The following is a 13,396-nucleotide window of genomic DNA, read 5'->3' as shown; positions in this document are numbered from 1 at the left end:
CTTCAGTGTTCCGTCTTCGGCTGTGGGGTGTCGCGTTCTTGCCCGCTGAGTTTTTGAATCTCATCCATCACTCTGTCCGTGATCGCGCGGCGCCTGCGGTTTTCAGGCAGGGAACGATCGATGTCGCTGAAGTCGATGGGGGAGCCGATACGCACCTCGAGCTTCGCGCGACGCGGGCGGGGGAGGGTTTTTCCGGGAACGAAAAGCTTCTCGGTTCCCACGAGCCCCACGGGGATGATGGGCGCTCCCGTGTGTTCTTCGAGCCACGCGACACCCGTGCGGCCACGCCCGAGCTTGCCCGTTTTTGAGCGTGTGCCCTCGGGGTAAATCGCGAAGACCTCTCCTTCATCGAGTACCTCGCGGGCTTTTTCGAGCGAACCTTGCGCCGACTTAAGCGTTCCGCGCTCGACGGGAATCGAGCCCACTGTCTCGAAAAAGCGCTGTTTGATGCGGGCCGTGAGCCCGCTCTTGTGCCAAAAATCGGCTTTGATGATGTAGCGCACCTTGCGGTTGAACACGACCGGCACGAGGAATGAATCCACATTTGCGAGGTGGTTCGCGGCAATGATCACGGGGCCGGTCTCGGGCACATTCTCGAGTCCCGTGACCTTCGGCCGCCACCACGCCTTAATCATTGGGGCGACGAACGTGTGGGCGGTTTCGTAAAACACCGGCCTGCTCCTTCGGCTCGCTCTCTCGCACATGCGCCTCGCGCATGTTTCTCAGCGTAATCGCTCGGAGGTGCAGTTCCTAATGCGGGCCCGCGTGTTTAATGGATGGGGGTCCGACGGTTGCCCGGCAGGCGTCGGAACCCTTTTCGCAAGGTGCACCCCGCCACGACCGGAAGGATTTCGCTCATGCCCTCGAAGATTAACGTTGCCGTTGTGGGGCTCGGGACGAGCGCGCAAGCGGTGCACCTGCCTATGCTTCAGCGCCGCCACGATCGCTTTCAGCTCACCGCGGTCGTGGATATTTCGCCGCGCCGACTGCGCGAGGCCGCCGAAAAGTGGGGCATTGAGGAGGAGCGCCGCTACGGCAGTGTGAAAGACCTGATGGCGGCTGCGCGCAGCAAGGACGTTGAGCTGGATGCGGTTGTGTTCAGCGCCGACGGCGTGAAGGGGGAGGATATCCTCCAGATCATCAAGCGCGGCATCCCTGTTCTCGTCGAGCCGCCCGTCGCGTATGGCACCGAGGAACTTCAGGCGATCGTCGAGTTTGAGCGGATGGCCGGGCGGCCCCTCGTGATGCTCGCCTACGGCGCTGTGTACGACTCCTCTGTGAAGCTGCTCGTGGAGGAAAATCAGGCGCGCGACCTGCGTACCCTCGAGTTTGAGACGCTCATGCCGGCGAGCTCCGTGATGCACGGTAAGCACCACGTGACGTCGGCCGCCTATGATTTGCCGTCGGAGCAGCGCATTGAGCGCCGCGAAAATCTCAAGGACGCCGTCGAGAAGGGGGCGGGGACCGGCGCGAATCAGCGCGACCGCGACATTTACGTGAAGGGGTTGCTCACTGGCGTTCTCGCACAGCTCGCCCTGATGCGCGCAACCTATGGTCCGTTGACCGAGCTGCACGGGGTGCGCCACTGGCCTGAGCAGGTGATTCCCGGCTCGATCGAGGTGCTCGGCGCGCTCGAGAAGGGCGTGCACGTTCGCCTCGTGTGGCACTACCTGCCGTTTGCGCCCGAGTTTCACGATGCGATTCGTGTCGTGACGAACCGCAGGCAGGGCCGGGTCGAGATCCCCGCCGTGGCGGATCTCGATACGCGCGGCTCGTTCACGTTCACCCAGAAATCCGACGGCGCGATTGTGAAGAGCGAGCGCCTCTCCGAGCACTCGCCTGCCTATGGCCTTCACGAGGCGTTCTACGCCTTTGTCGCGAAGGGAAAGGCGCCCGCCTACGGTCTTTCCGAGGCACTCGAGGATCTCGAGATTTCACGAACGATCCTTGCCGAGCTCGCGCTCGTGGACGGCCGCGACATCAACGAGACTCCCGAGGTCGAAGGCGAGGCTGACGACAACGAAGGCCGCGGTCACGGGGCTGAGGCGCGCGAGGGGAGCACCGTCGTCGCCGAGAACCCGCTCACGGAGACACCTATCGCGACCGCGCCGGAACCTGTCGAGGACGAGTTCGGGTCCGTGAGCTCGAAAGGTGCCGAGCAGGGCGAGGTCGAGATTTCCGAGCAAAGCGCACCCGCGCAAGCGGAGCCCAGCGAGGCGGAGGGTGCAAGCGGGAACGAGCCCAGCGGGGCGTAGCCCACACGCCGCGGCGCGACACGCCGAAGGGCAGGAATCACACAAGAATTTTTTGGGGACGTCGATGCGGATCGGCGTCCCCAATTCGTCGTGGAAAACCCCGGAAATTCACCAACGAACACAGGTTGTCCACAACTCCATCCACCGTCGAGCGCGCCTGCGACGTGCATGGTTCGTGGATAACACCATCGCTGTTCACCGCGCGTTCACATGAGGCCACAGCGTGTCCACACACCATCCACATCACATTCGTGTAATTCAGTACATCTTGTGGTGTTCCCATCGATCTGCCACTAGGTGTAGTGTTGAGGACGTTGGTTCGCGCAGCCCCACAGTTGGGCTTCACGTCCCCCGTGAACACGAAGAACACCCCGCATTTTTGAAAGGCCTCTCATGGAGATCACCGTCTACACCAAGCCCATGTGCGTCCAGTGCGACGCCACCAAGCGCGCCCTCAACAAGGCTGGCCTCGAGTACACGCTCGTGGACATCACCGAGGATGCCGCGGCCCTCTCGCACGTCAAGTCGCTGGGCTTCATGCAGGCGCCCGTCGTGACCACCCTGAACGATGCCTGGTCGGGCTTCCGCCCCGACAAAATTAAGGCGCTCACCGCACAGGCGAGCGAGATTCGCCAGGCTGCAGGCTTCTAAGCATTTAAGCGTCGTGACCTTTTGCCATGAGTAAGCTCGTCTACTTTTCGTCTGTTTCGGAAAACACCAAGCGATTCATCGAGAAGCTTGAGCTGCCCGAAGGAAGCGTCGCGCGCATCCCGCTGCGGCGCACCGAAGAGCCGCTCGTCGTTGACGAAGACTTCGTGCTCATGGTGCCCACCTACGGTGGCGGCAATACCGGGGGAGCGGTCCCCAAGCAGGTTATTCACTTCCTCAACGACAAGCGCAACCGCGCACACATCAAAGGCGTGATCTCGGGAGGGAACACGAACTTTGGCGAGGCATACTGCATTGCCGGCGACATCATCGCTCGCAAATGCAACGTGCCGCACCTCTACAAGTTTGAGCTCCTTGGGACATCAAGGGACGTCACCACAGTCAAAGAAGGGTTGGAACGGTTTTGGCAGAGCTAACCGAGATGCCGGGCTACGAGCACAACAAGGCGATGGACTACCACGCGCTCAACGCCATGTTGAACCTGTACGACGCGGACGGCAAGATCCAGTTCGACAAGGACCGCGAGGCGGCCCGCGAATACTTCCTCCAGCACGTTAACCAGAACACGGTCTTCTTCCACTCGCTCAAGGAAAAGCTCGACTACCTCGTCGAGAAGGAGTACTACGAGAAGCACGTTCTCGACCAGTACACGTTCGAGTTCATCAAGTCGCTGTACAAGCGCGCGTACGCGAAGAAGTTCCGCTTCCCCACCTTCCTTGGTGCATTTAAGTACTACACGTCGTACACGCTCAAGACGTTCGACGGCAAGCGCTACCTCGAGCGGTTCGAGGATCGCGTGTGCATGGTCGCCCTGACCCTCGCCGCCGGCGATCAGGCGCTCGCCGAGCGCATCGTCGACGAGGTTCTCGACGGGCGTTTCCAGCCCGCGACCCCGACCTTCCTCAACGCCGGCAAGGCGCAGCGCGGCGAGCTCGTGTCGTGCTTCCTTCTGCGCATCGAAGACAACATGGAGTCGATCGGTCGTTCGATCAACTCCGCCCTTCAGCTTTCCAAGCGTGGCGGCGGCGTGGCCCTCCTGCTGTCGAACCTTCGTGAGCACGGCGCTCCCATCAAGCAGATCGAGAACCAGTCCTCGGGCGTCATTCCCGTCATGAAGCTCCTCGAGGATTCCTTCAGCTACGCCAACCAGCTCGGTGCACGCCAGGGCGCCGGTGCCGTGTACCTCCACGCACACCACCCCGACATCCTCCGCTTCCTCGACACGAAGCGCGAGAACGCCGACGAGAAGATCCGCATCAAGACCCTCTCCCTCGGCGTGGTGATCCCCGACATCACCTTCGAGCTCGCGAAGAACAACGAGCCGATGTACCTGTTCTCGCCGTACGACGTCGAGCGGGTCTATGGCAAGCCGTTCGCGGACATCAACGTGACGGAAAAGTATCGCGAAATGGTGGACGACCACCGCATCGCGAAGAAGAAGATCCGCGCACGCGACTTCTTCCAGGTGCTCGCCGAGATCCAGTTCGAGTCGGGCTACCCGTACATCATGTTCGAGGACACGGTGAACCGCGCCAACCCCATCGGCGGCGGCAAGGTCACTCACTCGAACCTGTGCTCGGAGATCCTCCAAATCTCGACTCCGTCGACCATGAACGCGGACCTCTCCTACGAGACGCTCGGCCGCGACATCTCGTGCAACCTCGGCTCGCTTAACATCGCGAAGGCCGTGGACTCGCCCGATTTCGCAAAGACGATCGAGACGGCGATCCGCGCCCTTACGGCAGTGTCGGATTCCTCCGACATCTCCTCGGTGCCCACCATCGCGAACGGCAACAAGGCCTCCCACGCGATCGGCCTCGGCCAGATGAACCTCCACGGGTTCCTCGCGCGCGAGTCGATCCACTACGGAAGCGAGGAAGGCCTCGACTTCACGAACATGTACTTCTACTCGGTCGCGTACCACTGCATTAAGGCGTCGACCAAGATCGCTCAGGAGCGCGGCGAAACGTTCATGGGCTTCGAGGATTCGAAGTACGCGAGCGGCGAGTACTTCGAGAAGTACATCAACGAGGTGTGGGAGCCAAAGACTCAGCGCGTCCGCGAGATCTTCGAGAACTCGAGCATCCACCTGCCCACGCAGGATGACTGGAAGGCCCTCGCTGCCGAGGTCAAGGAACACGGCATGTACAACGCGTACCTGCAGGCCGTTCCGCCTACCGGTTCGATCTCTTACATCAACCACTCGACGAGCTCGATCCACCCGATCGTCTCCAAGATTGAGATCCGCAAGGAAGGCAAGATCGGCCGCGTCTACTACCCGGCGCCGTACATGACGAACGACAACCTCGAGTTCTACGAGGATGCGTACGAGATCGGCTACGAGAAGATCATCGACACGTACGCCGAGGCGACCAAGCACGTTGACCAGGGCCTCTCGCTCACGCTGTTCTTCCCGGACACGGCGACGACCCGCGACGTGAACAAGGCTCAGATCTACGCGTGGCGTAAGGGCATCAAGACCCTCTACTACATCCGCCTGCGTCAGATGGCGCTCCAGGGTACGGAAGTTGAGGGCTGCGTGAGCTGCATGCTCTAGCAGGGCAATCCCGGAAGGCGCCCCGCTCACCGTCATGGTGGGCGGGGCGCCTTGCTATCCACGGGCGCGACGGGAGCTGGGCCACCGTCGGACCCATGCCGCAATACCCGGCCCCGTGCCGGCCGGTCCCGCTGGCCCTGGCCCCTTGCCTGCCCTGCCTCTGGATAGGTTTTCTGAAGGTGGTGAAAAACGGCGTAGGCCGGCTGATTTTTAACGTGTGGGGGCGATTTTTCACCACTTTGGTGAGGTGCAGGAGGTGCAGGCTTGGGGAGAGGGTGTAGGCAAACGAGCGAGCAGGCCGAAAGCGGCGTGCAATGTCGTTCGTCTACACCCTCCGGAAGTGGGTGCCAGGCCAGACGGCGGGTGCCGGTCAGGTGGCAGGCGCCAGGTCAGGTGCCAGACGCCGGGCTACACCTCGAACGCGAGCGACCAGGAACCCGAGCGCGGGCGCAGCTGGTACTCGGGCCTCACGTCGGGGCCGCACGAGCGCGACCCCAGGCCGTGCTGCGCCACATCGAAAATGAGATGCGTGCGCTCCGGTGTGCCCAGCTCATGCGGGTGGCGAGCCTTAGTGATCTGCTCGATCGAGTGCTCACGCACCTGGAAGCCAGGCCGTTCGCGGTGGGGTCCGACGGCATCCGCGCGCACGGTGAGCCCAAAGCCCGACAGCTGAAGCTCGCGCAACCCGGGGCGGTAGCCCGACTCCTGCGGAACCGCGTACTCGACATTCAGATCCGAGACGGGCATCGAGAAGCGGCCAATGCGCGCGGCGCGGCACGAATCGACGTAGTTCTCGAGCGGACCCGAGCCGAACCACGAGGCCTCGCCGGCACCGAGCGGCGCCGTGAACTCGAGCCCGAGGCGCCCCCACACGTACTCCCAGTTCGCCGAAGGTGCGGCGTCGGCATACAACCGAAGAACGCGCGAGGCACCACCCTTCGCCCCACCGGCAGCGTCCTCGAGGCGCCACGTGATATCGAGATCGACGTAAGCGCGGCCAGCGGGCGTGCTGTAGCGGTGCACGGCGCGGACCTCGTGCTCGTCGAGCCACACGCCAATGACGCGGCGCTCGAGTTTATCGATGCCGATCTCGCGCCACAGTGCCGCGGTGGGCGGGGCCTGGGTTCCCGAGCCGGTCGTCTCGGCGGGGTCGGCGAGGATGTACGAGCCGAAGTCGCCAAGCGAGTCGTTCTCGGTGGGGGCGCGGAACAGGCGAAGCTGCGGGCCAGCGAGTTCGAGGCTTCCAAGCTTCGCGAGGTCGCCGGTGCGCGGATCGAAGTGGGCATCACCGAGGGCGAATGAAGCGTCGGAATCCTGCACCTGATCGACCTGCGAACCGGTCTCGCCGTTTGCCGAAGCGCACAGCGCAGCCGGATGCGACGGCGCCACAATCCTGGTCGTATCTTCCACCGGGACCTGCGTGAATGCTACTTCGTGGCCGGCGTCGGCCCAAGCGGTGCTCTCGCGCAAAACCGCGCGGATCGTACGGAACTTCTCGCCCGAAAGTTCACCCTCGTGGCCCTCGGCGAAGGGTGGCAGAGTCAACTCCCCGGCGTAGCTGTTCCAGCCGCTTGCGGAAACTTCCTCGACGGGGCATTCGCGGCGCAGCACCTCGTGGCCGTCGACCTCATCGACGACCTCAAACACGAAGTCGTGGAGATCGCCGGCGTGGCGGAGGTCCTGGATATATGCCGCGGTGATGATGACATCGTCGAAATCGCCATCGAGGGCCCGCTCGGTATCTCCCTCCATAGCGAGGTCGAACTCAAGCTTGATCGGGCTCACGATCGCGCCGAACTCCACGAGCCCCGGAGTTGCCTCACCCGAGGAGAGCACGAGGCCATCGCACACAAACGACGAGTCGTGAACCTGCTCGCCGAAGTCGCCGCCGTAGCCGAATAACTCGGTGCCGTCTTCGGTGCGGGTCGCGATGCCGTGATCGCGCCACTCCCACACGAAGCCGCCGTGCCACTGCGGGTAGGTCTCGAAAACTTCTTCGTATTCAGTGATGCCGCCCGGGCCGTTGCCCATTGCGTGCACGTATTCGCACAGGATCATGGGGCGCTTCGCGAGCTCGGCGTTGCGTCCAGGCATTGTGCCGCCAAACTTGCCGTGCCCGAGAGCCATTTCGCGCATTGTCTCGATCGGCGGATACATGCGCGACACGAGATCGGTGTACTGACCGTCGTAATCCTGCTCGTAATGCACGGGGCGCTCCGGATCGCGGCGGCGAAGCCAGTTCGCCATCTGCGCCATGTTCGCGCCCGTGTGGCCCTCGTTGCCGAGCGACCACGAGACGATCGACGGGTGGTTCTTGTCGCGCTCGAAGAAACGCTCGACGCGGTCAAGAAGCGCGTCCCGCCAGCGCGGATCGTTCGCGGGAACATCGCGCCAGTTTTCGCCAAGGAAGCCGTGCGCTTCGTAATCGCACTCGTCCATGACCCAAAAGCCCAGCTCATCGGCAAGGTCGAACAGTTCGGGGTGCGGCGGGTAGTGGGAGGTGCGGATCGCGTTCACGTTGTGGCGCTTCATGAGCAGCAGCCCCTCGCGGGCCTTCTCGCGGTCCCACACGCGGCCAAGCTTCGGATCGTACTCGTGGCGATTCACGCCGCGAATACGCAGCTTCTTACCGTTCACGCGCCACTCGTGGCCCACGATCTCGACGCGCCTAAAGCCCGTGCGGATCGTCAGAGTCTCGGCCTCGTTCGATACGGTCGCGGTGTACAGGCGCGGGCAGTCCGCGCTCCACGGTTCCACTTCGGGGATCGGGATGGGGCCGACGGCTGCTGGGCTCTCGAACGTCTCCGAAATTCCAAGCTCGTCGATTGCGACCGTGACGGGGAACGCTGCCTCCTCCGCGCGAATCTCCGGAATGAGCGTGCCGGGGCCGGGAGCGGCGGGGCCGTGCTTCGGGTTGAAATCGGCGCGTAGCCACGCGTCTTCGATACCTGCCGCGGGGCGGAAAAGCAGTTCCACGTCGCGGTAGATGCCGGGCAACCACCACTGGTCCTGGTCCTCGAGGTATGTGTTCGAGGACCACTGGTGCACGCGCACGTGCAGAACGTTCTCGCCCTCGACGACGAGGTCCGTGACGTCGAGCTCCTGCGTGAGGCGCGAGCCGCGCACGACGCCCGCCTGCTCGCCGTTGAGGCTGATGATCGCGAGGGACTCGATGCCGAGGGTGCGCAGATACACGCGCGCGCCGTTCTCGAGCTCCGCGATCTTCTCAGCACTCAGCGTGAAGCGAGTGCGGTAGTCGCCAGTCGGGTTGTCGTCGGGAACGTTCGGGGCATCCACGGGGAAGGGGAACTGGACGTTCTGGTACGCGGGGGCGCCGTATTTTCCGAAGTCGCCGTACTCGCCGCCACCGGTAAGAACCCAGTGCGAAGGAACGGTGATGTCGTCCCAGCCCGAGTCGTCAAAGTCCACTGTCGGAGCCGAATCGCCCGCGCCCTCGGCGCTGCGGGAATACGCGAACTTCCACGTGCCCGCGAGGCTTACCGTTTCAGCATTCGTAGAAAGGTGGCTGCGGGGGGAGATCCGCGCACCTGAGCCGGGGGAGTAGGAGGTGATTTCGTGAAGTGTACTCATGAGGTCTTCCTTGTCCGGTTGAGTGGGTGGTCTTAGCCTTTGGTTGAACCCATCGTGAGTCCCGAAACGAACTGACGCTGCAGAACGAAGAACAGGATCAGGATGGGTAGAGCTGCGAGGATCGAGCCCGCCGAGAGAAGGTTGTAGTCGGTGAAGAACGAACCTTTGAGGTTATTCAGGGAGCTCGTGACGGGGAACTTGTCGCCCTTTTGCAACAGCACTGTAGCCCAGAAGAATTCGTTGTAGATCCAGGCCGTTTGCAGCGTCGCGAGGGCGGCGAGCGGGGTGCGGCACAGCGGAATCGTGAGGGTCCAGAACTGCGACCACACCGAGGCGCCGTCCACGTCGGCCGCTTCGTAGATTTCCGCCGGGATCGCCTTCATGTAGTTCGCGAGCACGAACGTGCAAAAGCCGGTTTGGAACGCCGTGTTGACGATGATGACGCCGAGGTGCGTGTCGAGAAGTGAGCCCGAGGCCGAGAGAAATTCGGGAATCGGGATCCACATGAACATGCGGTAGACCGGCACGAGAAGCGACTGCGGTGGGAGCAGGTTCGCGGCCACGAAGAACGCGAGCATCGCGAGGTTGAACTTGAACGAGAAGCGCGCGAGAACGAACGCCATGCATGAGCTCAGCGCGAGCGTGAAGAGCACCGCGAGAGCCGTAATGATGAGGGAGTTGAGGAACGACTGGGTGAAGCCGCCCTGCTCCCACGCGTTCACGAAGTTGTCGAGCGTGAAACCGCCGAAGCTGAAATAGCCGTGCTGGCTCGTGTAGCTGTAGTTGCGGAACGAGTTGAACAGCGCCCACAGGAGCGGGAACAGCCACGCGAGCGCGACGATCATAAGGAAAACGTTGAGGAACGCCCTCGAGACGGTGAGGTTCTTTTTCTTCGGGGTCATGTCAGTTCTCTCCCTTGAGCATGATGCGCAGCTGAATCACGATGAAGACCGAGCTCATGATGAGCATGATCGTGGCGAGCGCACTACCGAAGCCGATACGGCTCGCTTCGCCCACGACGTTTGACGTCACGAGGGTCGAGATGAGCTCGAGGCCGTTGCGGCCCTTGTTGATGATCCACACGATGTCGAACGCGCGAAGTCCCTCGATGAACGTGATCACGAGCAAGAGGATGTTCACGGGCCGCAGCACCGGGAAGATGATCTGGAAGAACGTGCGGGTGGGGCTTGCGCCATCGAGGGCGGCCGCTTCCTTGAGCGCCGGGTCCACGCCCTTGAGGCCCGCTAAGTAGAGCAGCATGATGTAGCCAACGTGACGCCAGCCGTTCGCGATGATTGCGGCGTACAGGTTGATGTTTGGGTCGCCGTACCAATCGATTTGCGTGCCGAAAATGGCGTTGATGAAACCCTGGTCGCGGCTGTACATGAGCTGCCAGATGAAGCCGATGAGCGCGGCCGAAAGAACGACCGGCAGATAAAGGGAGGTCTGGTAGAACTTCGTGAGCTTGAGTTCCTTATCGAGCAGCACCGCAAGGAACATCCCGAGCGGGGTGAAGATGAAGAACAGCACGAGGAGCCACACCACGTTATGCCACAATGCCGGCCAAAATGGCGGGTAGATCGTGAACATGTCGATGTAGTTCTGGATGCCAACGAAATGAATGTCGCTGAGGCCGCCGATGCCGTCCCAATTGCTGAAGGACAGGATCACGGTGCACAGGGCGGGAATCCACACGAAAACGCCGACGATCACGAGCGGGATGATGCTCATCGCGATCACGGTGAATTTGTCCCAGCCGTGCAGCTTGGCTAGCGGTCCGATCTTTTTGGACACGACTCGCTCCTTGGATTGGGGTCGAAAACAGGGGTCAGGACTCGGCAGGGAAGATGGACTTCTTCTGCTTCTCGATGTCGCGAAGGATCGAGTCGATCGAGTCGGGGTTCTTCAGGAAGTTCTGCAGCGACGGGCTGATGACCGTCGAGGCGAAGTCGGGGCGCGTATCGCGGTCGAGGAACTGCGAGATCGCGCTCGCGTTGGTGATGAGCTCGACGGCTTTCTTCTGGAGCTTCGAGTAGTTGCTTTGATCCTGGTCAGTTCTCGGCGAGATCACGGAAGGGTCGGCATCGAGCTTGTACTGGATGGCGTCGGCCGTCGCGAGGTACGTGAGGAGTTCCTTCGCCTTCTTTTCGTTGTGGGGCTTTGCCGCCATCATCCAGCCGTCAATCGGGGCTTCGACGACGTCGGCACCGATCGCCGGATCGAACTCCGGGAAGGTGAAGAAGTCGAGATCGTCTGGGTCTTCGCTGTCGGCCCACTGCTGGTCGATGAACATCCCTATCGTGTACATCGCGGTTTCTTCCTTGAGCATCGACTGCGCGGCTTCCTGCCACGTGCGCCCGAGCGGGTCCGCCTGCTGGTAGGGGAGGAGCTCGCGCCAGGCCGCGAAGATGTTCTTCACTTCTTGGCTCTCCCACGATTCCTTGCCGGCCATGAGTGAGACGTGGAAGTCGTAGCCGTTGACGCGAAGGTCGAGCATGTCGAACGTGCCCATGGCCTCCCAGCCGTCCTTATCGCTGAACGCGATGGGGGTGAGCCCCGCGGCTTTGATGTCCTCGTTGAGGGCGAGCCATTCGTCGAAGGTTTCGGGGACGCTCCAGCCGTGCTTCTCGAACACGCTCGGCTTGTAGAACACGGCCCACGGGTAGTAGTTCCACGGAATGAACACGAGGCGGCCGTCATCGGCGGACGAGGCGACCTTCATCGATTCGGGCATGCCGTCGATGTTCGCCCACACGTCACTCAGGTCGCTCACGAGGCCGCGCTCGGCGAAGAAGCGCGCGCGGTAGCCCGCGAACCACGTGAACACGTCGTCCGGGTTGCCCTGGAGGTAGTTGTTGATACCTTCCTTAAAGGTTTCGTGGTCAACGGTGTTGATGTCGACCTTGCCGCCCTTCCACGAGCTCAGCATGTCCAGCACGGCCTTTTTTGGGATCGCATCGCTCTGGTGGGATCCGACGGTGACCGTGTTCGGGTCGTTGTTGGCGCCGCAGCCTGCGAGCAGGGCGAGCGCACTCACGCCGGCTCCCGCGCCGAGGACGGCGCGACGGCTCGCAGTGGCCTCGCGGATCGCGCGGACCGACGCGGGGATCTCATCGATCCAACTGTCGTTCATGAGGTTCTCCTTTGAAGATTTTCGTGCGTGAGGGTCTTAGGTTGTTTCGCGTACCACGAGGGACGTGGGGAGCGTGAGTGATTCGATGGGCTTGACATCGCCGAGGGCGTTGAGCAGGCGTGCCCCGCTCGCGCCGACGTCGAAGATGGGCTGGGAGATGGTCGTTAGTGCCGGGGCGGTCTCGGCCGCGAGGGCGTGGTCGTCGAATCCCACGACCTTGACGTCGCCAGGGATGCTTCGGCCGGCTTCGCGGAGCACGGCGAGAACGCCGAGGGCCTGGCGATCCGAGCCGCACAGGATCCCGTCGATGTCGGGGTGGTGTGCGAGAAGCTCGCGCGTTGCCGAGTCGCCTCCGCCTGTTGAATAAGGTGCGTGGATGACCTCGAGCGGGGCGGTTTCGAGTGCCGAGAGCTGGCCCTCGACGCGATCGTGGGCGCCCTGCGCCGTTTCCGGGCCCGCGATGATCGCGATGCGACGGGCGCCACGCTCAACCAGGTGGCGCGCGCCGAGCTCACCGCCCTGGCGGTCATCGATTGTCACGGTCCACGTGTTTTCTCGGCCCTCAACGAGGGGGCCGAGCACGATCGTCGGGATCGCGGTATTCATGGCTTCGAGCAGCGGATCGTCGATGTGGGGCGAGAGCACGAGCGCGCCGTCGACCCGGTTCGGGGCGAGCTGGCGCAGCGTTCGCTCTCGCTCCTCATCGGTTGTGGCAAAAAGAAGATTGAGGGCGATGTCGCTGCCCACGAGCGCGGAGTTGATGCCCTGGAGCATCCGCCCGAACGTCGGGTCGTCGAAAAGCTCGCCGTAGGGTTCGGTGAGGATCGCTGCATAGACGTTGCTCTTGCCCGAGGCGAGGGAGCGCGCGTGAGCGTTGGCGCGATACCCGGTTTCAGCGATGGCCTTTTCCACTTTGGAGCGGGCTTCGGGGGAGGAGATTTGTCCGTTGAGCACGCGTGAGACCGTGCTGCGGGACACGCCCGCGGCGCGTGCGACGTCGTTGATTGTGGCCACGCGTGTTCTCCTCTTCTTTGAGTTGCGCGCACCCATGCGTTGCGGAATTTTGCGCGCCTCGCAGCGGAAGACCTACGTGACGCACACCCGGTGGGAGCGCTCCCAGTCACTGTAACGTGTGCCACCAGAAGGATGTCAAATTGCACCACTTAGCGGGCTAGACAGCGCGTTTTACGA

General features: G+C 62.7%; 10 protein-coding genes. 4 read left to right on the top strand and 6 right to left on the bottom strand.

Features of this window, described 5'->3' with window-relative positions; genetic code table 11:
* Positions 1–2: 2 nt before the first annotated feature.
* Complete coding sequence (locus tag HMPREF3176_RS06765) at positions 3–671, bottom strand: lysophospholipid acyltransferase family protein (protein ID WP_083286300.1); 669 nt, start codon at positions 669–671, stop codon at positions 3–5.
* 186 nt (positions 672–857) lie between these two features.
* On the opposite strand from HMPREF3176_RS06765, the gene HMPREF3176_RS06760 reads away from it, so the two are divergent.
* The 4 genes from HMPREF3176_RS06760 (at position 858) to nrdE (ending at position 5,481) form a co-directional block, all read left to right on the top strand.
* A complete protein-coding gene (locus tag HMPREF3176_RS06760) occupies positions 858–2,255 on the top strand; it encodes a Gfo/Idh/MocA family protein (RefSeq protein ID WP_070459089.1) in 1,398 nt (465 codons plus the stop codon).
* 393 nt (positions 2,256–2,648) lie between these two features.
* The gene (nrdH, locus tag HMPREF3176_RS06755) at positions 2,649–2,906 is read left to right on the top strand and encodes a glutaredoxin-like protein NrdH (RefSeq protein WP_034370426.1); all 258 of its coding nucleotides are present in this window, start codon (positions 2,649–2,651) and stop codon (positions 2,904–2,906) included.
* A gap of 26 nt (positions 2,907–2,932) precedes the next feature.
* Positions 2,933–3,340 (top strand): class Ib ribonucleoside-diphosphate reductase assembly flavoprotein NrdI, encoded by a 408-nt coding sequence (nrdI, locus tag HMPREF3176_RS06750; protein WP_016663139.1) that lies wholly within the window; start codon positions 2,933–2,935, stop codon positions 3,338–3,340.
* A 5-nt stretch (positions 3,341–3,345) separates the two neighbouring features.
* On the top strand, positions 3,346–5,481 hold the full coding sequence (gene nrdE, locus HMPREF3176_RS06745; protein ID WP_070459088.1) for a class 1b ribonucleoside-diphosphate reductase subunit alpha: 2,136 nt from the start codon (positions 3,346–3,348) through the stop codon (positions 5,479–5,481).
* Positions 5,482–5,889: 408 nt separating this feature from the next.
* Here nrdE and HMPREF3176_RS06740 read toward each other — a convergent pair whose 3' ends face one another.
* From HMPREF3176_RS06740 to HMPREF3176_RS06720, 5 genes are read right to left on the bottom strand one after another with little or no spacing between them, the layout of a single operon-like run.
* On the bottom strand, positions 5,890–9,072 hold the full coding sequence (locus tag HMPREF3176_RS06740) for a glycoside hydrolase family 2 TIM barrel-domain containing protein (RefSeq protein WP_070459087.1): 3,183 nt from the start codon (positions 9,070–9,072) through the stop codon (positions 5,890–5,892).
* Between the two features lie 32 nt (positions 9,073–9,104).
* A complete protein-coding gene (locus HMPREF3176_RS06735) occupies positions 9,105–9,974 on the bottom strand; it encodes a carbohydrate ABC transporter permease (RefSeq protein ID WP_070459086.1) in 870 nt (289 codons plus the stop codon).
* Position 9,975: 1 nt separating this feature from the next.
* On the bottom strand, positions 9,976–10,866 hold the full coding sequence (locus tag HMPREF3176_RS06730; protein WP_246826688.1) for a carbohydrate ABC transporter permease: 891 nt from the start codon (positions 10,864–10,866) through the stop codon (positions 9,976–9,978).
* A gap of 34 nt (positions 10,867–10,900) precedes the next feature.
* Entirely contained in the window at positions 10,901–12,205 is a 1,305-nt protein-coding gene (locus HMPREF3176_RS06725; RefSeq protein ID WP_083286298.1) for an ABC transporter substrate-binding protein, read from the bottom strand.
* Between the two features lie 36 nt (positions 12,206–12,241).
* Positions 12,242–13,219, bottom strand: coding sequence for a LacI family DNA-binding transcriptional regulator (locus HMPREF3176_RS06720; RefSeq protein ID WP_168161959.1), 978 nt, complete (start codon positions 13,217–13,219; stop codon positions 12,242–12,244).
* Positions 13,220–13,396: the final 177 nt, after the last annotated feature.

It is taken from the genome of Dermabacter sp. HMSC08H10, from assembly GCF_001807585.1.
GTDB classification, from domain to species: Bacteria; Actinomycetota; Actinomycetes; order Actinomycetales; family Dermabacteraceae; genus Dermabacter; species Dermabacter hominis.
The sequence above is the reverse complement of the archived record's forward strand: the minus strand, read 5'-3'. Positions and strand labels throughout refer to the sequence as shown.